The organism is Bacillus cereus group sp. BfR-BA-01380 (genome assembly GCF_022663535.1).
Taxonomy (GTDB): Bacteria; Bacillota; Bacilli; order Bacillales; family Bacillaceae_G; genus Bacillus_A; species Bacillus_A cereus_BB.
Genome location: NZ_JAKUFS010000002.1, coordinates 1 through 25,072, shown reverse-complemented (window position 1 = coordinate 25,072; position 25,072 = coordinate 1). Strand labels below are relative to the sequence as shown.

The window sequence follows — 25,072 nt, the reverse complement described above, 5'->3', positions numbered from 1 at the left end:
TATTTATCCCGCTATTCGTGGGCAGTAATACTTCCACCTCAAAATTCGGCGAAAGCATTGTCCAGTTCCAGTGGCTAGAATGTTCGGTGGCTTCGCTTTTTCCTGCGAGGTAAAAAACACCTCTACGTCAGAAGCTCCATCCCCCTCGGACGAGGCAAAAAGCGCCTCTCTGTCAGGGGCGTGGGCGTCCTACGATTCTGAACGAGCCGCTTCCGCTTTTCTTAAGAAGTTAGGTGGGAGATAAACTGCCCGTAAAAGCCCGATTGGTGGGGCTAATAATCAGTGGGAGATGAAGAAAACCCCCACTGATTAAAGTTTCACTTTATAAATCGTACTTTGTAATCTAGTTAATGTTTCCTTCGTCTCTTTCATCACTCGCATTATAATTTGCTGTGCCTCTTCACTTTGTGCTAAGGTCGAAGCCTGTCCTGCCCAAAGTGACATATACTCACGATTATTTTGCCCTACTGCTGCTTGACGGATTTCTGTTGTTAATGCATTTTGAATTGGATACGCAGGAAATTTCTCTTCTTCATTTTTCAATTGTTCGATATAAGTATTGCGAATTCCTCTTGCGTACTTGCCTGAAAATGCACGTGTCATTGTCGTACTTTGGTCTGTACTCTTTATAATTGCTTCTTTATATGCATCGTGAGCTGCACTTTCATAACAGGTTAAAAATGCTGTACCCATTTGTACGCCTTCTGCACCGAGTGCATAAGCTGCCAGTACTCCCCGTCCATCCATGATTCCACCTGCTGCAACAATTGGAATGTGAGGAATAGCGTCAACAAGCTGGGGAATGAGTGCAGTAGTTCCAATCATAGAATCTTGTTCTTTTCCTAGAAATGTTCCGCGATGCCCTCCTGCCTCACTTCCTTGTCCAACAATAATATCTACACCTAAATGTGCCAATACTTTTCCTTCGGCCACATTTGTTGCTGTACCAATGATTTTAATCCCATGTCTTTTCAACAGTTCTATTTCTTCTTGTTCTGGTGTATCAAAAGTAAAACTAAAAACAGGCACGTTTTCTTCTATAAGAATTTGTAGCTGTTCTTTATAGCTCTCCGGTAACTGTACCGTTTGCTTTGCTATATCCAATTGCAATTGTTCCCGAATAGGCTGTAGTAAATGTTGTGCCTCTTCTACTTGCTTTTCATTCATTTGCACTTCTTTTGTAATAAACAAGTTCACTGCAAACGGTTTATCTGTTAACTGACGAATCGCATGTACTGCTTGGCGAATTTGTTCAGAGCTCATATATCCTGCACCTAATGTACCTAATCCCCCGCTATTAGACACTGCAGCTACTAACTCTGGTGTTACAACTGTTCCTGCCATCCCAGCTTGAATAATTGGATATGTAATTTGTAGCTTTTCACATACTCGACTATAGAACATTTTTTTCTCCCCCTTCTCTTATACTTTCTTGTCCACTAAAACTATTTCCTTCTTTCCTCAATTATTGAAGACACATGAAATGAATATAGTGTAAGAAAGGAGGGAATTTGATGCAGTACCCAGAACCGTTACAATGCGGAGATATCGTTATGATCATTGCTCCAGCAGGTCCCCCATCTGTAGAGCACATTCTTCAAGCAAAACAAAAACTCGGAGAGATGGGCTTATTCGTTATCATCGGAAAGAGTGTACAAGAAAAACGAGGCTATTTAGCTGGAGATGATACTGTTCGTCTTCATGACCTACACGAGGCCTTTACAAATCCATATGTGAGAGGTATTTTTTGTGCGAGGGGGGGATATGGGACTGGTCGTCTTCTATCTTCTATTAACTATGAACTCATTCGAGATAATCCAAAAATTTTCTGGGGTTATAGTGATATTACAGCTTTACACATCGCTTTTGGGCAATTTGCAAGGCTCGTTACTTTTCATGGTCCTATGATGGAGGAAGTTGGAAAGGAACTTGATCCTCTCTCTTTTTCCTCTTTCAAACAACTTTTTCATCCATACTCTATTGTTCTCGAAGCAGCAGCATTTTTGCATTCCGTTAATGATTGCATCACTGCTCCTCTTGTCGGAGGAAACTTAGCTGTAATTACAAGTACACTAGGTACACCATACGAAATTGATACGAAAGATAAGTTATTATTATTGGAGGAGATTGGAGAAGAGCCTTATCGCGTTGATCGTATGTTAAATCAATTACGCTTAGGAAAGAAGTTTGAACAATGTGCCGGCGTTATCTTTACAAGTTGTCACAACTGTACATCTTCAAAACCATCTTTATCTATTTCTGAAATTCTATATGATTACATTGTCTCTTATAATATTCCACTTTTATATGACTTACCAATTGGTCATATAAGGCCAAATATAGGAATTCCTCTAGGTGTCCCTGCTACAATAAATGGGAAACAAAAAACACTTTCTATCTCTTCTGGTATAAAGTGAAACTTCCATTAAGAAGAGTTTCTTCATTTTCTCTGACTCTTATACTACCTTTATAGGAAAATAAAAGGAGAAGCTTGTCTTGCTTCTCCTTTTTCCATTCATTTATTGTTATTGTTGTTATTGTTATTATTCCAGTAATTCCAACCATAACAGCAGTTATTCTTGTTGTTCTTATTATTGTTATTGTTGTTCTTATTATTATTGTTGTTATTGTTATTATTATTGTTGTTATTCCAGTAATTCCAACCATAACAGCAATTATTCTTGTTGTTATTATTATTGTTATTGTTGTTATTATTATCGTTAGCCATCCATATATCCCCATCCTTTCTTGGTCAAGCTACTAATACTATATGTCCACTAGAAAGAATGGTAACGGCAATTTATTGATAATAGTTAAAAATTCTTCCAGAAGCAATATCAGCAATTTCTGGAGGTGTAAATGTTTTATCAAGATCTGTGCCAATATTTAAGACCGCTGTTGCTTCCACATCAATGCTTTCAAATAACTCTTTTCCACGAATCGAAATAACAGGTACATCTTCAGGTAATACAGCTTGTAAAAATTCAAGTTGCGTAAAAAATGGTAAAATCCATCTTCCTTCCCCCTGAAAATAGCGTAAATGCACTGTTCCTTGTGAATCTCCTTCTTCTATATCAACTGTTCCTGCAACATAAACGTATGTTGTTAATAATGTTTCATAAAATTCTTTTTGCTTTTGTTTATCTCCATCAGCTAATGCTAATAATGTTTCTAGTTTTTTTACTGGAATATGTGCCATACGCCGCCACCCTGCTTTCAAAATTATTGTAATGTAATTATACAAAATATTCTTATTTTTTTCTATAAAATTATTTTTTACTATAACATCAACAATGATATTTCTGGCTATAATTGAAACATTGGGCAACGGTTTCTCACATTGTCTAATCAGAAGCGGCATTAACAACTGATATTGAACATGTCTTTCCTGCATACATTTTTTTGTTAATTTTATTCAAAAAACACGGAAAAACCTCTTACAAAAAGCATAAAAATGTTTTATTATGTATTAAAATACAAAATTAAGAAAGGGGCACCACAGTGAAAATTTGGTTTTATGAAAAAACGAAAACCACAAATGACTTACTCGGTATTTGGGATAACGTTCCAACTATTCCGCGAATTGGTGAGAAAGTAGAGCTTTTAAAGAAAGTACGTACTGTAACAGATATTAAATATACAAAAAACGGGAATAACTTTCATGTTGAAATTTTTATTTACTAAAGAAAAAAGCTCTCCATACTTTAGGAGAGCATTTCTCTTTCATCTGCTTTTTTGATCACAATTGTATCATTAACTAGTTCCACTTTTACATAATCACTTTCTTCTAAACCTAAATGATTAACAGCCTCATCAGGTAATTCAACAGCCATGTAGCGCTCTGTGAAGACAACTTGACTATATGTACCTTGCTCTGCAATGAAATCAGCTTGCTTTTCTTCTTGAATGGTTCGAAGTAGCGGCAGTCCAACTTCTTTTACGGTACGCCAATTGCGACGAATAAAAGGAACAAGCCATAATAAGCTAATAATAATGATAACAAGACCAATCCATAAATTACTTTGTGCTTGCAACTCAGCAATTTTTGCTGGTTCATGTGCGCTGCTATCACTAAATTGAATAATGCTAACGACAGTATTGTTTAAAGCATGCACAATTATATTTGTCCATAAGCTTTTCGTCTTAATGTATAAAAGGCACATAACAACACCAAATAAAAAGGCACCAATCACATCAACATGCCCGAATCCAAAAATCAGTGAAGAAATGATAATGGCCCGTTTCATACCCCACTTATACGCCATTCGATTTAAGAAAAAGCCCCGAAAAATCACTTCTTCCATAATTGGAGCAAATATACAAGCTGAAATGACACTTAAAATCTTTGTAGAAGTAGTGCTCATATCAATAGCATTTCCATCACTTAACAAATCAACAAGAAAGTTAGGAATCAGCTGAGCTAATATGTAAAATTGAATAAAAGATATACCAAATGAAAAAATCATTCCCATAGCCGTAGCCATTAAAATAAGTCGCCATGGAATAGATGATGGCTTATCAAAAAAACTTGTAAATGCTGCATTATGTTTTTTCATCTTATAAAACAACCACAGTAATGGAAATGCAAAGAAAACTAAAGTGTCTGAAACAAATTCGAATAAACTATTTTCAGCACCTATCACCCCTAGCGGAAGGTATGCAATGAATGAACCTAAAATCATCCATCCAAAAAAACTTCGAAGTCGAATTCGTGAAAATGCAAGATTAATAGAAAACACCTCCAACATGATATATTTATATTATAGTATCAATATGCTGTAATTTCTTCCTTTATTTATCAACTTAACCCTATATAAAGTGAAACTTTAATCAGTGGGGGTTTTCTTCATCCCCCACTGATTATTAGCCCGCCCAATCGGGCTTTTACGGGCAGTTTATCTCCCATCTAACTTCTTAAGAAAAGCGAAAGCGGCTCGCTCAGAATCGCAGGACGCCCACGAATAGCGGGATAATCCTACAACTCTCCAAAATAAATCCCCGCTTGAGCGAGGATTTATCTTTTATAAAACATCTCGTTTTTGGAACAATGCACTGGAAGCAATAAGTAAAACAGCAAAATGAGCTAACACAAATAACAAGGAAGTTGTAAAGCTAAACTCTGAAAACATTGGCTTGGCCCCCTGATTCAGCAACTCATTACTATCATACATATTTAAATTTAAGTGAAACATTACAATATATTTTGCTATACCATGGGCAAATTGGAATATTAGTAATTTTAACATTCCCTCTATGAAAAAGAAAAATAGTGTAATAACTAATGGCAAAACTGATTTTCTAAAAATATTTGCTAGCAAGAACGCAACTGTTGGATAAAAGAATATTGGTAAAATGTTATAGGCAAAACGTTTTAATAAAATTGCAAAAGTTACTGCTCCAATGGACCCGCCAAATGCAATGAGACCAATTAACATCGCTGTAAGTAAAGAAGCAATACATACAAATAATATAGCTAAAAGAACTGTAATATACTTTGAAAATAAGATCGCAACTCGTTTTCTTGGTCGAATCAATAACTGTTTAATTGTCCCTTTTTGAAATTCTTCTGTAATTGTGCGGGAGGCTAACGTAATTCCAAAGATTGTCGCAAATGTAACAATCATGCCGATATTTTGCTCTGCAAACATAATAAACCCTTCAAATTGAATTTTAGGTGGAGCCCATTTTTTTATAATAACTGCCTCTGCAATTTCTAATACTGTTAACACTATTAACAAAATATACATACTCTTTTTCGCATGTAATTTTAAAAATTCATTTTGAATTAATTTTATCATTATGCTTTCACTCCCCCTGTAACTGCTAAGAATTCATCTTCCAATGATTTATTTTGAACTGTTATACTATACACAAGAACATCAGCATACACTAAATTTTTCACAATTTGCGGAATTTCCTCTTTCATAACAGATACGATAATTTTCTTTTCTTGTACTGTTCCTTTTATCAGTTCATTTGCTTTCTCTACTTGATCCACTTCAAACGCTACTACAACCTTGTCGTCGCCTTTTATCTGTTCACGTAGACTATACTCTTGCACAAATTGTCCATTCTTAATAATCACGACACGGTCACACATCAGCTCAATTTCACTTAATAAGTGACTGGATACAATGACTGCGATGTTTTCTTCTTTTGCTAAACGCTGTAAGTAATCGCGAATTTCACGAATTCCTGCTGGATCTAAACCATTTGTTGGCTCATCTAAAATTAAAATTTTTGGATTATGCAAAAGCGCTTGTGCAATCCCTAAACGTTGTTTCATACCAAGAGAATATGTTTTTACCTTTTTATGAATCGCATGTTCTAATTCAACAAGTTTTACAATTTCAGCAATTCGTTCTTTACCAATTGGTATAACAGCCATATTCGCAAAATGCTTTAAATTTTGCATCCCTGTCATATATTCATATAACTCAGGATTCTCTACAATCGCTCCAATGCACTCTAACGCTTTTTCACGTTCAGTACGTATACTGTGACCACAAATTGTAATGTCGCCTTCTGTTACTGAGATCAGACCTGTCATCATCCGAATTGTCGTCGTCTTCCCACTCCCGTTTGGTCCAAGAAAGCCGTACACTTCCCCTTCCTGCACTTCAAACGAAAGACCGCGAATAATTTCAGCACTGCCTATTTTTTTATGAACATTTTCTAATTTTACTACTACATTTCCCAATGATTATTCCTCCTTTAAACCTCTAATTTTTTGTCGATGATGTAGGATGTTATAAATATGAAGAGAAAGGTCGATAACAAAGTAACGCATACATACGTAATACTTACCCCCTCAATAGAATAAGATGATATTTCAAAGTAACTATTTTTACCCATAAGTGTAATGTTTTTGGTATACAATAAATAATTGTCTATTTTTTCGAAAACATTAGTTATAAAAATTTGAATTCCACCAAGAATCAAAAAGAAAAATATAAATAATACCTTACTTAATAAAGAGTTCACATTAAAGAGTTTTATAACTGCAATTATGAAATATATAGAAACCAATGTATTTGTTAAATCTACAATCAATGAAAAGATAGAAAAAAGATGATGAAGTGATCCATAATTATATAAGTGACGCATCGCTTGTTGAATCTCTCCATTTGTCTTTCTCTCATAAATATTCAAAGAAAAAAAATGAACAAATCCTAAACCGATTAAAGACAATAGCATAATCATTAGCGCAAAAAACAATAGATTTGCATATAAATATTTTTTAGCGGGAACAGCTGTATAACGAATCATCGAATTTTTTAACATTCTCCGAAAAGATGAGACTGCTATTAAACCAATCGAAAATACCGTTATACAAAATAATAATATAAACAAAGCTAATATTATGTTTTGTTTTACTGGAGTCATATGCTTAGCAGAACCCATAAAATTAAATAATAGAATAAGCGAAATTGTAATAAACCCTATGTAAATAATCCACATTTTCTTTTTATTACAGTTATATAAATAATGAAGAAGTTGATTCATTGTCCAAAAACCTCCTTGAACAACTCGTGTATTGCTTTTCCTCTTTGGAAACGAATATCTTCTACATTTTCATGTAACATAATTTCTCCGTCCTTTAAAAAGATCACTTCATCAAACAAGTTTTCAATTTCGCCAATTAAATGAGTAGAAATTAAAATTGTACAGTCTTCACGATAAAATTGAAGAATTAACTCTAGTACATGCTCTCGTGAGACAAGATCGATTCCGCCAAGCGGCTCATCTAACACATATAATTTTGCATGTCGTGAAAATGTTAAAATGAGCTGTAGTTTTTCTATCATTCCCTTTGATAAAGCATTAATATTTTCTTCTAACGGAATTTTAAATTTCGCGATTGTATCCACTGCTTTTTGAATATCAAAATCTTCATAAAAATCGCGATAAAAAAACAAAGCATCTTTTACAGTCATCCACTCTTCAAATATAGGACGGTCAGACATGAATGAAACAATTTTTTTCGTTTCTAGACCTACTTTCTTACCAGCAATGAAAATGTCTCCTTGAGAAGGGTGCTGCAAACCTACAATCATTTTCAGTAACGTCGTTTTCCCGCTACCATTATCCCCGACAAGACCAATAATTTTTCCTTCTGTTATCGTTACGTTTACATCTCTAATAACAGCTTTTAAATCGTAACGTTTCCATAGATTTTCTATTTTTACTAACTCTCGCATCTGTTTTCCTCCTTTTTCTCTTCTAATGAAGAATGGAGAATGGACAGCATTTCCTCCTCTGAAAACCCTAAGTTGTTCATTCCATTTATAAAGGCATGAAGCAACTCTTTCGCCATATCCTTTCGCAACTCCATAATCTTCTCCCCTTCAGTTGCTACATATCTTCCCATTCCTCTACGCGTCACAACGATCCCCTCGCGTTCTAACTCTTGAAATGTACGTTGAATTGTATTTGGATTCACTTGTAACTCACCTGCTAATTCACGTACAGAGGGAATTTTGCTACCAGGCGATAAATGACCTGTTGCGATTTCTTTTTTTATGTATTCCATCACTTGAATATAAATAGGGATGTTAGGGGAAAATTCAATTTTCATTTCTTCCTCCTATTGTTATAGTGTACTAGTTATATAATACACCGTTATGAAAATAATGTAAATAATGCAAATAATAGGTTCATCACCAAAAGACGGGGAGGACATATAGATAGATGTACACTCCACTCCGAGTGGACGCTTTCCGCGGGCGAGAGCGAGCCTCCTCGGCAAGCCTGCGGGGTCTCACTTCCCTCGCTATTCCCGCAGGAGTCGCCACTCTCCGTTCCGTGTATGAAAAATGATTCATTTTCAAAAAATCAACCCCATGTTACGGTGATGAACCAAATAATATGCATTTATAAACGTTATAAGTAGAATGATTTATTATATTCTGCTTTACAATGAGAGCTATGCAACACTAGAGAAAAGGAAAAAAAGGCTGTCTCCAAGAAGGAGATAGCCTTTTCTTCCTCTTAACTTTGTCCCGCATTAACGGGCAGTAAGACCCCCACCTCAAGATTGAGAGAGAATCGTTGTCCAGCTTCAGTGGCTAGAATGTTCGGTGGCTTCGCTTCTTCCTACGAGGTAAAAAACACCTCTACGTCAGAAGCTCCATCCCCCTCACATTCTGAACGAGCCACTTCCGCTTTTCTAAAGAAGATAGGTGGGGGATAACTGCCCGTAAAAGCCCGATTGGTTCAACTAACCACCAGTGGGGGATGAAGAAAACCCCCACTGATGGAAGTTTCACTTTATTTCGTTACCATTTCTGCTTCAGTTTCTTCAAAAGGCCACTTCGGTAACATGTTACGAAGCTCCTTATCAGAACGATATCCAAGTGCGTATTCCGCTTGCATAATCGTATGAATTTCACGTGTTCCTTCATAGATAACTGGAGCTTTTGCATTTCGTAAATATCGTTCTACTGGGAATTCATTCGAATATCCATAGGCACCATGCACCTGCACTGCATCATTTGCCGCTTCAAATGCAGCATCATAAGCAATCCATTTTGACATAACTTATTCAGTCTCTCATACCACTACATACACGTGAAGTGAAGCTTTAATCAGTCGAAAAATAACAAATTTATCACGAAATAAAAACATTATGTAAACTATAAACACAAAAAAGCTGCCTTCATATGAAAGACAGCTTTTTCAATCCTATCTATTAAAAATCAAATACAAAATCATCATCTGATAATTTTTCAACATTTGTTGCTTTTACATAACCATTCCCTTTTACAGAGAAGAAATCATGGTTTTTCGTATCCGTACGTAAGCCGTTTAGTACGATTGGGTTAATTTCCTCTTCTTCAAAGTGTGGTTCTAATCCTAAGTTCATAAGCCCTTTATTCGCATTGTAACGAACAAAACGATTTACCTCTTCCACAAGACCGATAGATGTATAAATTTCGTCTGTATATGCAGTTTCAATTTCATACAGTTCCATCAATAACTCTTGTGTTTCTTTTTGTACTTCTTGTTGCTCTTCTGCAGAAAGCTCTGCAAAAACTTGCTGTGCTAAAATACCGACGAATACGCCGTGGATGGACTCGTCCCTAATGATTAAATTAATAATCTCTCCACTCGCCGTTAATTTTCCTTGTCCTGCTAAATACAGCGGATAGAAGAATCCACTATAGAACAAGTAGCTTTCTAAAAATACACTTGCTACCATTGCCATGTATAGCTCTTTTTTCGTTACTTGAGGCTGTAATAAACGACGGTAGTAATTTGTAATGATATTTGATTTTTTCTCAAGTATCGGATGTGTATCTACCCATTCAAAAATTTCATCAATTTCTTCTTCACTTGCAAGTGTTGTAAAAATATGACTGTAACTTTTCGCATGCACTTCTTCCATAGCACCCATGAACGCAAGCACACTTTTTGCCTGTAAGTTTTCAAGATGCACAAGAATTAGCGGCATTCCCTCGCCGCCTTGCTTCGTATCTAGAAGTGTTAATCCCCCAAGTACACGCTTATAAGCAATTTGTTCTTCCTTAGATAACTGCACCCACGTATTTTTGTCAGAAGAAACAGCGATCTCCTCTTCTGTCCAAAACTGAGCGATGTTTTGCTTCCAAAACATTAAACTAAAATCGTCTTCTTTCTTGTTCCAGTTTACCGCGCGCATTGAATCGCCCCTTTATTATATTGTTGCATCGTTCTAACGTGCGGTAAAACTTCCATTTCATAATGAAAATCTAACCGCACGTTAGAACGTAAATTTCATAACTAAGCATGAGCAGGGCTTTTTTGACCCTGCTCATGCTGTTTTATATGATAAATATCAATTGTATGCTCTTCTGCTAAAAAATCACATTATACTGTGCAGGCTACACACTCTTCCACACTTAATTTACGTGTTCTTGTGTAGTACAAGCTCTTTAATCCTTTTTTATGAGCATAAATATAGTAACGTGCTAATTCACGAGTAGAAATATCACTATTTACATAAAGAATTGTACTAATCCCTTGGTCAATATGCTCTTGAATTTCTGCGATTAAATCAATGAGCTTAAACTGATTCATATCGTAAGAAGATTTATAGTACCAGAACGTATCTTTTGATAAATACGGCATTGGATAATATGTCGTTGCATTTGCGTACGTTCTTGATTCAATTTGGCTTACAATCGGCATCACTGATGAAGTGGCATTCTGCACGTAACTAATCGATTGTGTGGGTGCAATTGCTAGTCTATATGAATTATATAAACCATGCTTCTGTACTTGTTCTTTTAAGTTTGTCCAATCTTCTTTTGTTGGAATATGAATTCCTTCAAATAACAGCTGTACTTTCTCAGTTGCCGGACTATAATCCGTTGTTTCATACTTCTCAAAGTATGTGCCATTTGCATAATCTGACTTTTCAAAGTCTTTAAAGGTTTCACCCTTCTCTTTTGCAATTTCCATACTTTTTTCAATGGAGTAGTAATTCAGCATCATAAAGAATGTACGAGCAAATTCTTTCGCTTCTGCACTTTCATAAGCGATTTTACTTTTCGCTAAATAACCGTGTAGGTTCATCGCTCCAAGACCGACAGAATGAAGCTCATCGTTTGCTTTTTTCACAGTCGGTGCGTTCGGAATAATCGTCATATCAGAAACAGCTGTTAAAGCTTCCATTCCCGCATGAACCGCTTCACGTATTTCTTTATTCTCCATCACGTTCACGATATTTAATGATCCTAAGTTACAGTTAATATCACGGCGGATCATATCATCTGTACCATAATCATTGATTAACGATGTTTCTTGTAACTGGAAGATTTCAGTCTCGAATGTTCAACTGAGGTCGCTACTCTCAGCCCGTTGCTTACACAACTGCTGTATGTCACCATACAGGACAGACTATATCATCACCTACAGCATAACCTGATTAGGTGCTCCGCTTTTCGAACGCCAATTGCTTGCGCCCTACTCCCATATGGGATAGTCGTTAGGCTTTTACTTATCTTATTTTTTCAGAAAGTCTCTTATAATTAGGATACTTTTCACTATCTAAACGTCTTATGACAGTTGAAGTTGATACTCCTAAAGATTCAGCAGCCGCTTTAATGCTCTCATATACTAAACCATTTACATTCACCTTACATGTTGGGTTATTCGACTTTTTCTGCACTTTCTTCTTTGGAGAAATTCTCTTCCATTCTGGATAAGTGTCACTATCTAAACGATAACTTACAGTCGTTATCCCTAAATTTAAGGTCTTTGCAACCTCAGTTTGACTTTTATAGTAAATCCCTTCAATGATAACAGCACTAGAATTGGCTTGTCTCACAGATTCAATCATTTTTGCGGTCTTAGCCCTACCATATTGATGATTACCTTTCCCACTCATTTGTTTTCTTCTCATTTCACGAATCTCCTCTTTTCGAGGATTATTGGAAAAGATATCGCCACCAATAGCAGTAAGTTTAACATTGTAGTATTCTTGTGAGTTTACAGCATCAAGATTAAAAATATATTCTTCCTCTAAGCGATTTAATTCTTCTTTAGAAAATGCTTCAACTAGTATATGTTTTTCAAAATTTTCTTTTCCATACTTTCTAATCGCTCGTTGAAGATATAATCCAGATCCTAAGTACTTTTGCCAATCATTTTGTCTTTGATATATACATTTACCAATATATTTCATTCCATTTATCTTGTTCACTGTCATATAAATAAAACCATAAGGGACTTTCTGATTCATTTTATTTGCCACCCTCTGCATCTAAATTCCAAAATACAGTAGTTAACAAGGAACAATTAATTATCTAAGATAAGATTTAGCACGGTAGGTTACCTCATTTTTGAGGCTTTCCCCGTTTAACGGAGTTTTCGACTAGTATTTCTACTAGAAGGTGCTACATAGTTAACACAGGTTTGACATCTTCACAGTTCCAATACCCTTTAACGGATGCTGCTTATTCGCATTTGATTTAAACATTAAGTATGGATAGCCAGACTCAAGCTGAATCATTGCAATTTTAATGAGCATATCGCGTGTGCCAATATCCAGTTGTTTCTTTTTGATATTTGGATTGCTCATCAGTTCGTCATACATCTCATCAATGTCGATATCATCTAAATGTTTTCCGTACTCTTTATACACTGTATAAGGCGCGAAAACATGGAATGGCTCGTTTTTCTCAGCAAGCTCAAAGAACTTGCTTGGAACGATAATTCCGATGGAAAGAGACTGAATACGGCTCTTCTCGTCGGCATTTATTTTTTTTGTATCGAGGAACTCAATAATGTCCCAATGGAAAATATTTAAATATACTGCTCCGGCACCTTTTCGTTGGCCCAACTGATTCGCATATGAAAACGAATCTTCAAGTAATTTCATAACTGGTACAACACCACTTGCTGCATTTTCGATACCTTTAATTTGTTCACCGCGTGCTCGCAGCTTTGAAAGATTAAGTGCACCTAACACGTTCCATCAAGTTCGCTAAACTTAACGCGTCTCATCTTGAGACAGCTTACAGTTACCTGTAAGAGCAGACCATATCATGCTCTTTCGAGAAAAATTTTCTCATGAAGAGCCCTCGCTTTTCGAACACCTATCGCTTGTGTTCTACTCTACTCCCTTCTATTACAAATATATGCAATATGGTTTCGATGGTCGTTACACCTTTTAGATAATCAGTTTTCTTTACTCAATAAACATAAAACTTTCCATCACTTACATTAGTGATTTTATATATGTGTTGCAAAACATCCACCCCTAAGTAGCAATAATGCCCTAAACTGATTAACTAACTTGGCTCGGTATTATCTTAAAAACTTAAGACTTCCACCGAATTAACGAGGTTCTTATAACTAGCATTTCTACTAGTTGACGCTACTCAATTAACGCCTCCACCAATCTTACTTAGCTGCATCGCAGTATTAATATTAAACCCAATCGAGTTTAAGCTGTCGTCCATCTCTAACAAGAAACAAGACACCATTTCTCCTCTTCTGCTTCTTCCTGCATTTAAAAAGGTTGGTGTCGCTGGTTGATAGTTTTGTTTTACAATCATACTTGCGAATTGCTTCGCCTTCTGAGCGTTTCCTCGTCCTAAGTATAATGATACGATTGCTACGCGATCAGGATAGCTTTCTAAGTATTGTTTTTGATCATTCGTTTTTAACGCGTAATCTTTATAAAACTTAGATGCTGCCATATAGGATTGGAACTCGAAGTTTTCGCCATATGTGATATCGTATACAGCTTCTACCTCGTCCATCTTATATTCGTTTAACACATCATAGTAGTAATCATGCTCTACCATATACCCGATGCGTTCTGCCACGCTATCAAAATGAACGGTATTCTCTTTCGCCTCTTCCATAAAGACTGCTAGTGCCTCTTTATCTTTGTGAAGCTGATAGAACCCGTCCTGCATTTGCGTGATCTCATTATTCAATTCAATGTGTCGCAATCTCCAGCACCCTCTCTTTAAAAAATTCTACATCTTTATTTGTCCCAGATAACTCAAATTTTGATACAATCGGCACCTCATATCTCGTTGCAATCTTGTCCGCACTTGCTCCAAACATATCGCCCCAATTGCGATTTCCGCTTGCAGATACTCCTTTTAAACGCTCATGATTACGTTCTAAAAATTTCAAAACACGTTCCGGCACATTTCCAAAACCTGTTGTATACGTAATAAGGACAAATTCTTCATCTAATACGAGATTTTCATTAATTTGAACGGCCGGCATATTTAATTTGTGGATGAAACGCTTCACGTTTCCTGTCATAGAATCATATGCAACTAACATCTCCGACCCTCCCTTTACAGCTTTTTACATCTTGTTCGCCCATGATGATTTCCCTATATATTGTATTACTTTTAAAGAAAGGACACAATATATATGTGTAATTTCTTTTTTTTTTAAAATTTGTTTTTTCGACAGAAACGGCCGATCTTTTTACAATACAAAGAATATGAAACAACATTCTAAAACACATGTCAATAAAGTGTATTTCAAAAAAGTTGTCAACGGATTTACCCACATTTCCAAAAAAGTTCCTCGCATCAAATTGTCAAAAAAAGAAACATATATGCGAAATCTATTGCTCATTTGTCAAAAAAAAACAAACAGCTTCCCTATTAGAAACTGTTCGAAACCGGTTACACATTTTTTCTCTTTTTTAGTACACGTTAAACATGCTGCTTTTTTAATTACATGTTTGTACGCGCACGATATCGCTCAAAAATATATGATAGAAAATTTCATCTTTACATTGCATCGTAAAAACAGGTGATTCTTCATCGAAATATACAATCGTACCTTTCACTTTTTGAATAGAATTTTGAAGTTTTGCTACTACAAGCACACTTTGTTCTTGTTCATATGCTATTTTTAATTGCCCTATGATTTCCTTCATTCGCTTTCGCTTCTCCGGAAACATAACCATCCCAACAAATTTCCTTCCCTTCTCATCTTTCCAAAAACAGTCCCAGTGCGGAAGTATTCCTTGCTTAAACTCTCCCATATAATCGCCTCTCCTTTCTCGTTACCCGACTCTTAGCAAGTAGTTTTAATAGGAAATTCTTTTCCTTACGAACGCGGCGTTTCCATATATGTATAAATGATTTTCCCACCGTGCTGTGCGTTACCTCGAAAATGTTTAAAATCTTCCCGTTCTACTAAAACTTGGCGAAATGTATAAAACACTTCTTTTGATACAATGTATTCTTGTATTTCTTTATTTTTAAGCTGATCTAAAATCATATTTACTTGTTGTTTATCCACACTAATCACCTCTCTGTCGTATTTTTATTTCACGACTACTTCTGAATATATCCAATTCACTTCCAATACAGCGAATCATTTCCTATCACGCTAACTCTTATGATACAATAAAACGGACGCCAGGAGGGATAACATGATTCGAAAAGCAAAACAAACAGATAATGAAGCAATATCTCCTTTATTGTACAACGCACTGCATGAAATTGCTGAAAAATTAACAGGTGGCACAAACGAAACGGAAGTTCTAGAAGGTTTAGAATTTTGGTTTACGAAAAAACAAAACCGACTCAGTTATGAAAATTGTTTCGTTGAAGAACGAGATGGACAGGCTGTTGGTATTATTGTAGCTTACCACGGAAGTGACGCAGCCAAACTAGATAATCCAATTGTGAAACGGTTACGAGACATTAAACAAGATCCTTCTATTAAATTAGAAAAAGAAGCAGAAGAAGATGAATATTATATTGATACTCTATCAGTTTCATCTAAATATGGCGGACAAGGTATCGGTTCAAATTTAATTCTTGCTGCTGAAACACACGCTAAAAAAGAAGGGCATGACAAAATTTCATTACTAGTAAACTTAGAAAACAAACCTGCGTTTTCTCTTTATAAAAAACTCGGCTATATACAAGATAACACACTTATGCTCGTGGGCGAACCATATGCTCATTTAGTTAAACATATATAATACAAAGGCACAATTATAAAATTATAATTGTGCCTTTGTATTATATATAAAGTATTACCACTATTTCACTTTATGTATATGTTACAAATGCATTTCCCTCCATTACCTCATGAAAAGTATAAATTGTACATCCCCACGGGTTATTCTGCAATAGCAGTGGTCCACGCCATCCCCGCATACGTAACTCTTTACCAATCATCGCATTAAAATAACTGTGCCCAATAAGCGTAACGCGCTGATATACATTTGCATATCCAACTAACACATCAGCCGCTTGCTTCGCTCTTCTTTGTACTTCTAAATAAGATTCAACACCCCTGGAATAACCGAACGTCCAAAATGTCCGGCCTATAAATAGCCATACTTTCGGTTTACACTTTATCCATTTTGGGACAGGTAAAATAGAAGGAACGACAGCTTCACAAAAAAGTGAACTCTGGATAAACATGACATTGCTAGTCAACATTGTTGCTGATTGAACAGCTTTTTTTTGATCACTCGATACGATACATTTAGAAGCTTCAATCACTTCAATCGTTTCACTCGGAATTTCCATTTCTCTCATAATATCTCCATGCTCGTATCTTTGCAGCCACTCTTGAAATCCTTGTACTGTAATCGTTTTCTTTTGAACTATAGAGCTTCCATGACGTATGAAAGAAATTTGCATCCTTCTCACTCTCCGTTCAATATTTTCCTAATATATATAAATCCATTTTCATTTTTGCCATCTTTGTCTAGCTCTGCCTTCTAAAAAAGAAAGGGTTTTTATGTCGATTTTTTAATTTGGATTTATATAGAAACACACTTATATTATTCAGCACTTCCATCTTCATGACTAGAAAAAGAAGAAACGCTATCAACTCCCTCATAGTATATGTATGTTTCATGTTCACGAATCATTTTTAATTTTGTATATGCAAATAGAAACAACACAATAGCTATAAAGCTCCCTACAATCTCAAATACCATATTATCGTCTCCGTTTCATGACACTCCTATATTCACCTTACAATAAATATGAAGTTCTTACTATAAATTCATTATGAAAAATTAGTATTTTTTTCAAAAAAATATCATGGAAACATTTACAAATGAGGGAATATCGTTCAAAATAAAGGAAAATACAAAAAGAACGAATCTTGTTCTCTTTTTCGTAAAAATGTAACAAGGAGAGTTGCTTATGAAAATCGCAGAAGCTGGGGATGTCATTGAATTTAAAAATGGTTTACAAGGGCGCGTTCAAAAAGTAAATAAAAACTCCGTTATCGTTGATATAACAATTATGGATAATTTTAGAGAACTAGACATGGAACCTCTTACTGTTGTCAATCATAAAAACTATACAGTTATTACGCAACATACATAGAATACTAGAAAAGAGGGGGCAAGCCCCCTCTTTTCTTAACGATTATCTACTGTTTCTGGATATAAATCATGATTCATTAAACGATATTCAGCCATTTTTTCATATTTTGTACCAGGGCGTCCATAGTTACAATATGGATCAATAGAAATACCACCGCGTGGTGTAAATTTGCCCCATACTTCAATATAGCGTGGATCCATCAGTTTAATTAAGTCATTCATAATTACATTCATACAATCTTCATGGAAATCTCCATGGTTGCGGAAACTAAATAAATATAACTTTAAAGATTTACTCTCTACCATTTTTTGTTCTGGAATATAGCTAATATAAATTGTCGCAAAATCTGGTTGTCCTGTTTTCGGGCATAAACTTGTAAACTCTGGACAATTGAATTTCACAAAATAATCGCGATTTGGGTGATTATTATCAAACGTCTCTAAAATTTCAGGGCTATATTCAAATAAATATTTTGTATTTTGATTTCCTAGTAAGGTTACATCTTTTAAATCTTCATCTTTTCTTCCAGTCATCTTAAAATCTCCCTTCACTTATACACCGCGTTTATTCCCCCACACTAAAGCGTGGAGCTGCGGTAATACTTTCGCATCATTCATTTCCTTACATTGCACTGCTTTATCAATAAGCCACTCATATTTCATAAGAAGACGCTGAATTAATGAAGCATCATCAGTCGTCTTTGTATCATCATTTCCAACTTGCAAGAAAAATGGAACGTGCGGATAACGTTCATGCACTTCTTTTGCATATACAAAATCTTGATCATCAAATACAACCACTTTTAAACTAAAATCTTTTCCGTCTAACTTATCAATGATTGCATCTAACATAACAAAATTCGTTGTCATCTTTGAACTTGGCGGCTTCGGTGAGATTGTCACCTCATCTATATGAAGCAACCAATCTTGCCATTTACTTCCTTGCGTTTCAATTGCTGTACGAATTCCGTTCTTTTTTAATAAAGAAATCAATTCTCCTAAATGCTTTAACAGCGCAGGATTTCCACCAGAAATCGTTACATGCGAGAAATTTTCACCACCAATTTGCACTAGTTCAGAAAAAACCTCTTCTGGCGACATTTGACGAATTTGCTCTTTTGCAGAACCGTCCCATGTAAATGCAGAATCACACCATGCACAGCTATAATCACAACCTGCTGTACGAACAAACATTGTTTTTTGGCCAACAACCATTCCTTCTCCTTGAATTGTCGGTCCAAAAATCTCTAAAACAGGAATGTTACTCATCCATCATCCACTCCCGTCTTACTTCTGCATAGCTTGTTGGTGTTTCAAATAAGCGCACAAACTCAACACGCGCTCCTTTATATTCATTTTGCCTGTCACCTTTTGTTAGTGCCTCTTCCATTTTCTCAAAAATCCATACAACCATATTTTCAGCAGTTGTATTCATAGCTGGAAGTGTTTCATTTAAGTAACGATGATCTAAATATATTTCAATTTCATTTTTCCAAATTTCTTTTATATCACCAAAATCAATTGCTAAGCCAATTTCATTAACATAACCACTAATTCCAAAAATTACTTTATACGTATGGCCATGAAGGTTTTTGCATTTCCCTTCATAACAGTGTAGGTGATGTGCAGCATCAAATGTAAATTCTTTGCTCACCATAACACGCTTATTATGATACTTTAGTTGCTTACGCTCAATGTCCTGATCTATTTTTTGCAAATTTTCAACAATGCGAAATCCAAAGAAGTCTTGTGTCATTATGCTTTCGCTCCTTCACGCTCTTGTACATACTTATCAAGTCCTGCTTTACGAAGTTGACACGCTGGACATTCACCGCAACCATCACCAATCACTCCGTTATAGCACGTTAACGTTTTTTCACGGACAAATTCAAATGCTCCAAGTTCGTCTGCCAATTTCCATGTTTCAGCTTTATCAATCCACATAAGTGGTGTATGAATAACGAATGGATAATCCATCGATAAATTTAGTGTAACATTTAGCGATTTCACAAACACATCACGGCAATCTGGATAGCCGCTAAAGTCTGTTTCACACACACCTGTTACGATATGGCGTGCCCCTACTTGTTTCGCTAACACAGCTGCAAACGATAAAAACAATAAGTTACGTCCATCCACAAATGTCGACGGCAACTCACCATCTTCATGGGTAATTTCCATATCTGTACGCGTTAATGCATTAGGAGCAAGCTGATTTAATAAGCTCATATCAAGTACAGTATGTTTCACACCTAATTCTTTTGCAATTTCAGCCGCACAGTCAATTTCAAGTTTATGACGTTGATTATAATTAAACGTCACTGTTTCTACTTCTTCAAACTGTTCTAGCGCCCAAAATAAACATGTTGTACTATCTTGACCACCACTAAAAACAACAACTGCTTTTTCCTTTTTCATTTCACTCATTCTCCTCTATTCTCGATTCCAAGAAGAAAGAGCGTTCTTGAACTGTCATACTAAAAAAAACAAAACAATACCTAAAAGGATATTGTTCTCTTCATAGTTTTTTATAGAGGGAGTTCGCGAACCTCTCCCATGCTAGGCATGGATTGTCTTCTTTAACTTTCACATTACATTGTAACATACCGAGTAGATGTGTGAAAAACGTCTATTTTTTCTGTTTTTTCCGAAAATAATATTTCATTTTCTTCCATATTAATAGTATGATAATTTTATATATCAAACCTTTTATTTCTCGGTACAAGGAGGTTTTAAACCTGAAGCTTTTTATTATGTACCTCTTCATAAATATATTATTTATTTTAGTTACAATGTTAATTTATCACTCATTTTGGAGTGAAAAGGGAAATCGCTCTCCAAAGCTCAATTCGTTTGTATTTATTCTCTCCTGCAGCATTATCACTATTGTTTGTATGTCATTTGCTGCAAAAGTTGATTACGGTTTTCAATTTGACTTCCGACATATCGTGCTCGTTGTCGGAACATTATCGGGAGGACCAATAGCAGGCGGTGCTATTTTAGGTGTTATGAACCTTTATCGTTTTTTTATTGGCGGCAGCGGCTTCATACCTTCACTTATTGCCTCTATTATTTTGTACATTTTTCTCTTTACTACATACAAAATATATATAAAAGGGAAAATCAAAACAAAAATGTATTTAGCTTTTTTCTACAGCCTTATTTACGGTATTGGCTGGATTCCCTATTTTCTATCTATCGTTCCAAACCCAAAGGACTATACATCTTATTTTGTTATATATGAGTTATGCACAATTATAGGAACGATTTTAATTTTATACTTAATGGACGTTTTACAATCACAAGTCCGTTTTGCAAAAGAACTTGTGAACGCCGAAAAATTTCAACTCATCGGTGAGATGGCCGCTTCTATTTCACATGAAATTCGAAACCCTCTTACATCAACAAGGGGATTTCTTCAATTGCTGCAATCAAAAAATTACTCAGAAGAAGACAAACTGTTGTACTTAGACATCGCTATGCGTGGTATTGATCAAGCAAATCATGTATTAACAGACTACCTAACATTCGCAAAACCAAGTATTGAAAAAGTGCAAATATTACAGTTAGAAGAAGAGTTAGTTCATGCGCTTACACTCATGACACCATTAGCAAACCTTTCTAACGTTCGTATTCATTATACGAAACAAAGTAAAACATTTTATATCATGGGAGAAAAACAAAAGCTCAATCAATGCCTTTTAAACATTATAAAAAACTGTATTGAAGCAATGCCAAATGGCGGGGACCTTACATTTACTGTAACACCCGCTCATAAACACATCCAATTACATATTCAAGATACTGGGATCGGTATGAGTACCGAACAAGTAAAACGCCTCGGGTCCCCTTTTTACTCTACAAAAGAAAAAGGAACAGGCCTTGGAATGATGGTTGTCTTTAGTGTTATAAAAGCAATGAACGGAAAAATTGACATCTCTAGCAGGAGGAATATCGGAACAACTTTTCTTCTTACATTTCCCTTAACGAAAAAAACGTGATGCAACTGCATCACGTTTTTTTCGTTTCATCCACAAGTTCCGCAAAAGCCTTCACTTTTCCATGCGGCTGTTGATGTTCTTTTCGTGCCTTCCATTGCCTTTCTTGCTCCCGTTTTTTATTTCCCATTATTTCAACTCCTTTTCAGATGTCCTTATATATGTTCCAACATATGAAGTAGGAATATACATATACTAAATGGTGCAAAAACTATAAAAAATCCATCAGCTAGTAAATCAACTGATGGAAGTTTCACTTTATCCCGCACTAACGGGCAGTATGACCCTCACCAAAATTCAGAGAGAAACAAAGAACTGCCCGTAAATGCCCGATTGGGCGGGCTTTCCATCAGGACACCACTGATGGAAGTTTCACTTTATCTTTGCAAAATTGCATGTTTTGCTTCTTTTAACTGTGTAAGATGACGCTGTTCATGTAAATCTAAGAACTGTACCCACTGATATAAATTAAGCTCACCAAATACAGGATGTTTGAGCGATTTTTCAAATAGTTCTTTTTCATTTACAATACTATGCAGAACATGCAAAAGCTTTTCTCTTGAACTTTGCAGCAATTGCATCATTTGTGCTTTTTTCATTAATGTTTCTGTTGGTTGCATTTGTTGAGGGGCTTCTCTCTTTCTTGTTCGATCAAGTGTAGCTTGAAGGTCCTGGGGTGGAACAACTTTTCTTTCAGTTTTATGAAGCGCATATACTATAGCAGATGTAACAGATTGTTCAACAAGATGAAGGTGATGTAAAACTTGCATAATGCTCCATTTATCACGGCGCGGTTTCGTATTAATTTCTGTATCTGTTAACATTTCAATTTCTGATAAAAGCATCTGTCTTGTAGATGCCATTCCACGTAACAACGTTTCCATATTCATATTTGCATAAGATTGCATCATAATTTCTCCCCCCTTATTTGGTTAAAAAGAGGCGCTTCTTTTCAAGAAACACCCCCTAGTTTAATTATTCTAAATTTTCTCTTATTATCTCATTTTTCCCAATAATTGTCGATTGCAAATCCATAAAAAATAATGAATATTTTTATAGTTCTGTGTCATCTACTCCGTTCAACCAAGCATGAATCTCATCGATCACACCTTTCACACACCCATCAGCAAATGGTGATGTTAAATTTGCTACTTCAACTAATTGTAAAAATGATTTACTACCGCCTTGACGGCAAAGATGAACATAATCTTCCCATGCCTCTTGACGATTCTCTCTAGAACGTTTCCAAAATTGGAATGCACAAATTTGTGCTAACGTATAGTCAATGTAATAAAATGGTGAGTTATAAATATGTGCTTGGCGTTGCCAAAAGCCTCCGCGCTCTAAATAATCATTTTCTTCATAATCACGATGTGGTAAGTACTTTCTTTCAATGTTACGCCACGCTTCTTTCCGCTCAGCTGGTGATGCTTCTGGATGTTCATATACAAAATGCTGGAATTCATCAACAGATACACCATATGGTAAAAATAGCAACGCTGAACTTAAATGTGAGAAATAATATTTCTCTACATCTTCTTCAAAGAATAATTTCATCCATGGCCATGTGAAAAATTCCATACTCATAGAATGAATTTCACACGCCTCATATGTCGGCCAGTTATATTCTGGAATTTCATAGTGGCGGCTTTCATATACTTGGAAAGCATGTCCTGCTTCATGCGTTAACACATCAATGTCACCGGACGTTCCGTTAAAGTTTGAGAAAATAAACGGCGCTTTATAGTTTTCAATATATGTACAATAGCCTCCGCCAGCTTTTCCTTTTTTCGCAACAAGATCTAGTAAATTATTTTCTAACATAAAATTAAAAAATGTATTTGTTTCTTCTGACAGTTCTTTATACATCGTTTTGCCATGATTCACAATCCAATCTGCATCACCTTTTGGCACTGCATTACCAGATGGATATTCAAAGTTTTCATCATAATAAGCAAGCTTCTCTACTCCAATGCGAGCCTGTTGCTTTTGTCTAAGTTCCGTTGCAACAGGAACAATATAATCAAGTACTTGTTTGCGGAAATTCGCAACCATCTCTGCATTGTAGTCTGTACGATACATTCTTGCATATCCAAGCTCAACAAAATTATTAAAACCAAGTTTCTTTGCAATTGTCGTTCTTACTTTTACAAGTTCATCATAAATACGATCTAACTCTTCTTCATGCTCTGCTAAAAATCCATAATATGCTTCACTTGCCTGTTTACGCATATTTCGATCTCTCTTCTCCATAAACGGAGCAAGTTGCGAAAGTGTTCGTTCTTCTCCTTCAAATGAAATTTTAGCTGCTGCTAATAACTGTGTGTACCCAGAAGACAACTTGTTTTCTAACTGCAAATCTGCTACTACTTCATCAGAGTATGTTTTCATCTCAGCCTCTGCAAGTGCAAATAGCTGTATACCATAATACTCTTCTAATTGTTTTCGAAATGGCGATTGTGTTAATGCCTCATAATATTTTGTCACATACCCTTTCACAATTGGAGAATATTCATCAAAGAAATCTTGTTCTTCTTTATAAAATACATCCGTTGTATCTACACTATGACGAATAGAACAAATGTTATACATCGTGCTAAAATCATTACGAATTGCATTAATCCGTGCAATTATTTCTTTTTGTTCTTCCACTGTTTTAGCATTCTTAAACTGTTGTAAAGTCTCCGTAAATCTATCTTTCACTTCATCCATATTTGGACGTTTGTATTCATAATTCTCAAATGACATAGAAATAGCCCCTTTCTTTTCTAAAAAACATCCCTTTACTATAATTCCATATATTTCGTAAATTCCCTTTATTCATCAGTAAAATTCATCCACCTTATTCATGCACGTAAATTCACATCCGTGAGTACTAAATTTCCCTCTCATTTTCTTTACATCTTAAAGTATATAAATCAATTTTGATCTTTCCACATATAAGTCATTGCGGTGCAGAACCAAAAATAGGCCCGCGCTCGCTTTCTCCATTTGTTTTTAACCTTTGAATGAAGCAGAAAAAGGCCCTGACCGCTTCTAAACATGACCAGATGCTCTCACCCAACTAAAAAAGGGGGGTATTTCATTTTTTCAATTTGTATTTATATAGAAGTCTTACTGCCTACAAGTAGCAAGGTAAAGTGAAACTTTAATCAGTGGGGGTTTTCTTCATCCCCCACTGATTATCAGCCCTCACCAATCGGGCGCATGCCAGCAGTTTATCTCCCACCTAACTTCTTAAGAAAGG

29 protein-coding genes, 3 pseudogenes and 1 riboswitch are annotated in these 25,072 nt (G+C 35.6%); of the genes and pseudogenes, 6 read left to right on the top strand and 26 right to left on the bottom strand.

Annotated features, from left to right (window positions below):
* Positions 1-309: 309 nt before the first annotated feature.
* Complete coding sequence (locus MR076_RS01915) at positions 310-1,404, bottom strand: NAD(P)H-dependent flavin oxidoreductase (RefSeq protein WP_242217068.1); 1,095 nt, start codon at positions 1,402-1,404, stop codon at positions 310-312.
* Between the two features lie 110 nt (positions 1,405-1,514).
* Between MR076_RS01915 and MR076_RS01910 the strand changes: the two genes are divergently transcribed.
* Positions 1,515-2,417, top strand: a complete 903-nt coding sequence (locus MR076_RS01910) for a S66 peptidase family protein (protein WP_242217066.1) — start codon at positions 1,515-1,517, stop codon at positions 2,415-2,417.
* A 74-nt stretch (positions 2,418-2,491) separates the two neighbouring features.
* The gene (locus tag MR076_RS01905; protein ID WP_242217064.1) at positions 2,492-2,764 is read left to right on the top strand and encodes a hypothetical protein; all 273 of its coding nucleotides are present in this window, start codon (positions 2,492-2,494) and stop codon (positions 2,762-2,764) included.
* A gap of 36 nt (positions 2,765-2,800) precedes the next feature.
* Here MR076_RS01905 and MR076_RS01900 read toward each other — a convergent pair whose 3' ends face one another.
* The gene (locus tag MR076_RS01900) at positions 2,801-3,199 is read right to left on the bottom strand and encodes an SseB family protein (protein WP_242217063.1); all 399 of its coding nucleotides are present in this window, start codon (positions 3,197-3,199) and stop codon (positions 2,801-2,803) included.
* A 302-nt stretch (positions 3,200-3,501) separates the two neighbouring features.
* Between MR076_RS01900 and MR076_RS01895 the strand changes: the two genes are divergently transcribed.
* A complete protein-coding gene (locus MR076_RS01895) occupies positions 3,502-3,684 on the top strand; it encodes a DUF3913 family protein (protein WP_242217061.1) in 183 nt (60 codons plus the stop codon).
* Positions 3,685-3,704: 20 nt separating this feature from the next.
* Here MR076_RS01895 and MR076_RS01890 read toward each other — a convergent pair whose 3' ends face one another.
* The 15 genes and pseudogenes from MR076_RS01890 to MR076_RS01820 all read right to left on the bottom strand — a co-directional run bounded on the left by MR076_RS01890 (position 3,705) and on the right by MR076_RS01820 (position 15,768).
* A complete protein-coding gene (locus MR076_RS01890; RefSeq protein WP_242217557.1) occupies positions 3,705-4,730 on the bottom strand; it encodes a CPBP family glutamic-type intramembrane protease in 1,026 nt (341 codons plus the stop codon).
* Between the two features lie 291 nt (positions 4,731-5,021).
* A complete protein-coding gene (locus tag MR076_RS01885) occupies positions 5,022-5,798 on the bottom strand; it encodes an ABC transporter permease (RefSeq protein ID WP_242217059.1) in 777 nt (258 codons plus the stop codon).
* A complete protein-coding gene (locus MR076_RS01880; RefSeq protein ID WP_242217057.1) occupies positions 5,798-6,700 on the bottom strand; it encodes an ABC transporter ATP-binding protein in 903 nt (300 codons plus the stop codon). Before MR076_RS01880 ends, MR076_RS01885 begins: the two co-directional genes overlap by 1 nt.
* A 14-nt stretch (positions 6,701-6,714) precedes the next feature.
* Positions 6,715-7,506 carry an ABC transporter permease gene (locus MR076_RS01875; protein WP_242217055.1) on the bottom strand — a complete coding sequence of 264 codons (792 nt, stop codon included), beginning with the start codon at positions 7,504-7,506 and terminating at the stop codon, positions 6,715-6,717.
* A complete protein-coding gene (locus MR076_RS01870; RefSeq protein ID WP_242217054.1) occupies positions 7,503-8,201 on the bottom strand; it encodes an ABC transporter ATP-binding protein in 699 nt (232 codons plus the stop codon). The genes MR076_RS01875 and MR076_RS01870 overlap by 4 nt, the downstream gene beginning before the upstream one ends.
* Positions 8,189-8,578: a GntR family transcriptional regulator gene (locus MR076_RS01865; RefSeq protein WP_242217052.1), complete on the bottom strand. Its 390-nt coding sequence runs from the start codon at positions 8,576-8,578 to the stop codon at positions 8,189-8,191. Before MR076_RS01865 ends, MR076_RS01870 begins: the two co-directional genes overlap by 13 nt.
* Before the next feature lie 692 nt (positions 8,579-9,270).
* Positions 9,271-9,537 (bottom strand): annotated as a pseudogene (locus MR076_RS01860) (acyl-CoA dehydrogenase family protein); the annotation flags it as partial.
* A gap of 154 nt (positions 9,538-9,691) precedes the next feature.
* Positions 9,692-10,660 (bottom strand): class 1b ribonucleoside-diphosphate reductase subunit beta, encoded by a 969-nt coding sequence (nrdF, locus tag MR076_RS01855; protein WP_242217051.1) that lies wholly within the window; start codon positions 10,658-10,660, stop codon positions 9,692-9,694.
* A gap of 188 nt (positions 10,661-10,848) precedes the next feature.
* The gene (locus MR076_RS01850) at positions 10,849-11,799 is read right to left on the bottom strand and encodes a ribonucleotide reductase large subunit (protein WP_313897298.1); all 951 of its coding nucleotides are present in this window, start codon (positions 11,797-11,799) and stop codon (positions 10,849-10,851) included.
* A gap of 181 nt (positions 11,800-11,980) precedes the next feature.
* Positions 11,981-12,724, bottom strand: a complete 744-nt coding sequence (locus MR076_RS01845; protein ID WP_242217050.1) for a hypothetical protein — start codon at positions 12,722-12,724, stop codon at positions 11,981-11,983.
* A gap of 165 nt (positions 12,725-12,889) precedes the next feature.
* Positions 12,890-13,444: pseudogene (locus MR076_RS01840) on the bottom strand (ribonucleotide-diphosphate reductase subunit alpha); the annotation flags it as partial.
* A gap of 427 nt (positions 13,445-13,871) precedes the next feature.
* Positions 13,872-14,444 (bottom strand): annotated as a pseudogene (locus MR076_RS01835) (ribonucleotide reductase N-terminal alpha domain-containing protein); the annotation flags it as partial.
* Positions 14,431-14,790, bottom strand: coding sequence for a class Ib ribonucleoside-diphosphate reductase assembly flavoprotein NrdI (nrdI, locus tag MR076_RS01830; protein WP_242217049.1), 360 nt, complete (start codon positions 14,788-14,790; stop codon positions 14,431-14,433). The gene nrdI and the pseudogene MR076_RS01835, both read right to left, overlap by 14 nt.
* 400 nt (positions 14,791-15,190) lie before the next feature.
* Positions 15,191-15,508, bottom strand: a complete 318-nt coding sequence (locus tag MR076_RS01825; RefSeq protein ID WP_242217048.1) for a hypothetical protein — start codon at positions 15,506-15,508, stop codon at positions 15,191-15,193.
* Positions 15,509-15,573: 65 nt separating this feature from the next.
* Positions 15,574-15,768 carry an abortive phage infection protein gene (locus tag MR076_RS01820; protein WP_242217047.1) on the bottom strand — a complete coding sequence of 65 codons (195 nt, stop codon included), beginning with the start codon at positions 15,766-15,768 and terminating at the stop codon, positions 15,574-15,576.
* A 133-nt stretch (positions 15,769-15,901) separates the two neighbouring features.
* Here MR076_RS01820 and MR076_RS01815 point away from each other — a divergent pair, with 133 nt between their 5' ends.
* Positions 15,902-16,459, top strand: a complete 558-nt coding sequence (locus tag MR076_RS01815; RefSeq protein ID WP_242217046.1) for a GNAT family N-acetyltransferase — start codon at positions 15,902-15,904, stop codon at positions 16,457-16,459.
* 70 nt (positions 16,460-16,529) lie between these two features.
* Here MR076_RS01815 and MR076_RS01810 read toward each other — a convergent pair whose 3' ends face one another.
* Positions 16,530-17,129, bottom strand: a complete 600-nt coding sequence (locus tag MR076_RS01810; RefSeq protein WP_242217044.1) for a histidine phosphatase family protein — start codon at positions 17,127-17,129, stop codon at positions 16,530-16,532.
* Positions 17,130-17,272: 143 nt separating this feature from the next.
* A complete protein-coding gene (locus MR076_RS01805) occupies positions 17,273-17,431 on the bottom strand; it encodes a hypothetical protein (protein WP_242217042.1) in 159 nt (52 codons plus the stop codon).
* A 211-nt stretch (positions 17,432-17,642) separates the two neighbouring features.
* Here MR076_RS01805 and MR076_RS01800 point away from each other — a divergent pair, with 211 nt between their 5' ends.
* Positions 17,643-17,828 (top strand): YkvS family protein, encoded by a 186-nt coding sequence (locus MR076_RS01800; protein ID WP_242217040.1) that lies wholly within the window; start codon positions 17,643-17,645, stop codon positions 17,826-17,828.
* Between the two features lie 35 nt (positions 17,829-17,863).
* On the opposite strand, the gene queF is transcribed toward MR076_RS01800, so the two are convergent.
* From queF to queC, 4 genes are read right to left on the bottom strand one after another with little or no spacing between them, the layout of a single operon-like run.
* A complete protein-coding gene (gene queF, locus MR076_RS01795; protein WP_035435424.1) occupies positions 17,864-18,361 on the bottom strand; it encodes a preQ(1) synthase in 498 nt (165 codons plus the stop codon).
* 18 nt (positions 18,362-18,379) lie between these two features.
* Positions 18,380-19,096, bottom strand: coding sequence for a 7-carboxy-7-deazaguanine synthase QueE (queE, locus tag MR076_RS01790; protein WP_242217037.1), 717 nt, complete (start codon positions 19,094-19,096; stop codon positions 18,380-18,382).
* Positions 19,089-19,583 carry a 6-carboxytetrahydropterin synthase QueD gene (gene queD, locus MR076_RS01785; RefSeq protein WP_242217035.1) on the bottom strand — a complete coding sequence of 165 codons (495 nt, stop codon included), beginning with the start codon at positions 19,581-19,583 and terminating at the stop codon, positions 19,089-19,091. Before queD ends, queE begins: the two co-directional genes overlap by 8 nt.
* Positions 19,583-20,245, bottom strand: coding sequence for a 7-cyano-7-deazaguanine synthase QueC (queC, locus tag MR076_RS01780; protein ID WP_242217032.1), 663 nt, complete (start codon positions 20,243-20,245; stop codon positions 19,583-19,585). The genes queD and queC overlap by 1 nt, the downstream gene beginning before the upstream one ends.
* A 96-nt stretch (positions 20,246-20,341) precedes the next feature.
* Positions 20,342-20,385: riboswitch (PreQ1 riboswitch) on the bottom strand.
* 234 nt (positions 20,386-20,619) lie between these two features.
* On the opposite strand from queC, the gene MR076_RS01775 reads away from it, so the two are divergent.
* A complete protein-coding gene (locus MR076_RS01775) occupies positions 20,620-21,828 on the top strand; it encodes an ATP-binding protein (RefSeq protein WP_242217556.1) in 1,209 nt (402 codons plus the stop codon).
* Positions 21,829-21,838: 10 nt separating this feature from the next.
* Here MR076_RS01775 and MR076_RS01770 read toward each other — a convergent pair whose 3' ends face one another.
* The 3 genes from MR076_RS01770 to MR076_RS01760 form a co-directional block, all read right to left on the bottom strand.
* Complete coding sequence (locus tag MR076_RS01770; protein WP_242217030.1) at positions 21,839-21,955, bottom strand: DUF6254 family protein; 117 nt, start codon at positions 21,953-21,955, stop codon at positions 21,839-21,841.
* Between the two features lie 247 nt (positions 21,956-22,202).
* A complete protein-coding gene (locus MR076_RS01765) occupies positions 22,203-22,736 on the bottom strand; it encodes a DinB family protein (RefSeq protein WP_242217027.1) in 534 nt (177 codons plus the stop codon).
* Positions 22,737-22,878: 142 nt separating this feature from the next.
* A complete protein-coding gene (locus MR076_RS01760; RefSeq protein WP_242217025.1) occupies positions 22,879-24,573 on the bottom strand; it encodes a M3 family oligoendopeptidase in 1,695 nt (564 codons plus the stop codon).
* Positions 24,574-25,072 lie beyond the last annotated feature (499 nt).

What these genes read in the sequence shown, in the direction of transcription:
- MR076_RS01815 (WP_242217046.1), top strand. Translation starts at nt 15,902, where the DNA reads ATGATTCGAAAAGCAAAACAAACAGATAATGAAGCAATATCTCCTTTA.
- queC (WP_242217032.1), bottom strand. Translation starts at nt 20,245, where the DNA reads ATGAAAAAGGAAAAAGCAGTTGTTGTTTTTAGTGGTGGTCAAGATAGT.
- MR076_RS01900 (WP_242217063.1), bottom strand. Translation starts at nt 3,199, where the DNA reads ATGGCACATATTCCAGTAAAAAAACTAGAAACATTATTAGCATTAGCT.
- MR076_RS01870 (WP_242217054.1), bottom strand. Translation starts at nt 8,201, where the DNA reads ATGCGAGAGTTAGTAAAAATAGAAAATCTATGGAAACGTTACGATTTA.
- queD (WP_242217035.1), bottom strand. Translation starts at nt 19,583, where the DNA reads ATGACACAAGACTTCTTTGGATTTCGCATTGTTGAAAATTTGCAAAAA.
- nrdF (WP_242217051.1), bottom strand. Translation starts at nt 10,660, where the DNA reads ATGCGCGCGGTAAACTGGAACAAGAAAGAAGACGATTTTAGTTTAATG.
- MR076_RS01825 (WP_242217048.1), bottom strand. Translation starts at nt 15,508, where the DNA reads ATGGGAGAGTTTAAGCAAGGAATACTTCCGCACTGGGACTGTTTTTGG.
- MR076_RS01775 (WP_242217556.1), top strand. Translation starts at nt 20,620, where the DNA reads ATGTTAATTTATCACTCATTTTGGAGTGAAAAGGGAAATCGCTCTCCA.
- MR076_RS01915 (WP_242217068.1), bottom strand. Translation starts at nt 1,404, where the DNA reads ATGTTCTATAGTCGAGTATGTGAAAAGCTACAAATTACATATCCAATT.
- MR076_RS01760 (WP_242217025.1), bottom strand. Translation starts at nt 24,573, where the DNA reads ATGTCATTTGAGAATTATGAATACAAACGTCCAAATATGGATGAAGTG.
- MR076_RS01885 (WP_242217059.1), bottom strand. Translation starts at nt 5,798, where the DNA reads ATGATAAAATTAATTCAAAATGAATTTTTAAAATTACATGCGAAAAAG.
- queF (WP_035435424.1), bottom strand. Translation starts at nt 18,361, where the DNA reads ATGACTGGAAGAAAAGATGAAGATTTAAAAGATGTAACCTTACTAGGA.
- MR076_RS01770 (WP_242217030.1), bottom strand. Translation starts at nt 21,955, where the DNA reads ATGGGAAATAAAAAACGGGAGCAAGAAAGGCAATGGAAGGCACGAAAA.
- queE (WP_242217037.1), bottom strand. Translation starts at nt 19,096, where the DNA reads ATGAGTAACATTCCTGTTTTAGAGATTTTTGGACCGACAATTCAAGGA.
- MR076_RS01910 (WP_242217066.1), top strand. Translation starts at nt 1,515, where the DNA reads ATGCAGTACCCAGAACCGTTACAATGCGGAGATATCGTTATGATCATT.
- nrdI (WP_242217049.1), bottom strand. Translation starts at nt 14,790, where the DNA reads ATGTTAGTTGCATATGATTCTATGACAGGAAACGTGAAGCGTTTCATC.
- MR076_RS01765 (WP_242217027.1), bottom strand. Translation starts at nt 22,736, where the DNA reads ATGATGCAATCTTATGCAAATATGAATATGGAAACGTTGTTACGTGGA.
- MR076_RS01845 (WP_242217050.1), bottom strand. Translation starts at nt 12,724, where the DNA reads ATGAATCAGAAAGTCCCTTATGGTTTTATTTATATGACAGTGAACAAG.
- MR076_RS01810 (WP_242217044.1), bottom strand. Translation starts at nt 17,129, where the DNA reads ATGCAAATTTCTTTCATACGTCATGGAAGCTCTATAGTTCAAAAGAAA.
- MR076_RS01865 (WP_242217052.1), bottom strand. Translation starts at nt 8,578, where the DNA reads ATGAAAATTGAATTTTCCCCTAACATCCCTATTTATATTCAAGTGATG.
- MR076_RS01875 (WP_242217055.1), bottom strand. Translation starts at nt 7,506, where the DNA reads ATGAATCAACTTCTTCATTATTTATATAACTGTAATAAAAAGAAAATG.
- MR076_RS01805 (WP_242217042.1), bottom strand. Translation starts at nt 17,431, where the DNA reads ATGGTATTTGAGATTGTAGGGAGCTTTATAGCTATTGTGTTGTTTCTA.
- MR076_RS01800 (WP_242217040.1), top strand. Translation starts at nt 17,643, where the DNA reads ATGAAAATCGCAGAAGCTGGGGATGTCATTGAATTTAAAAATGGTTTA.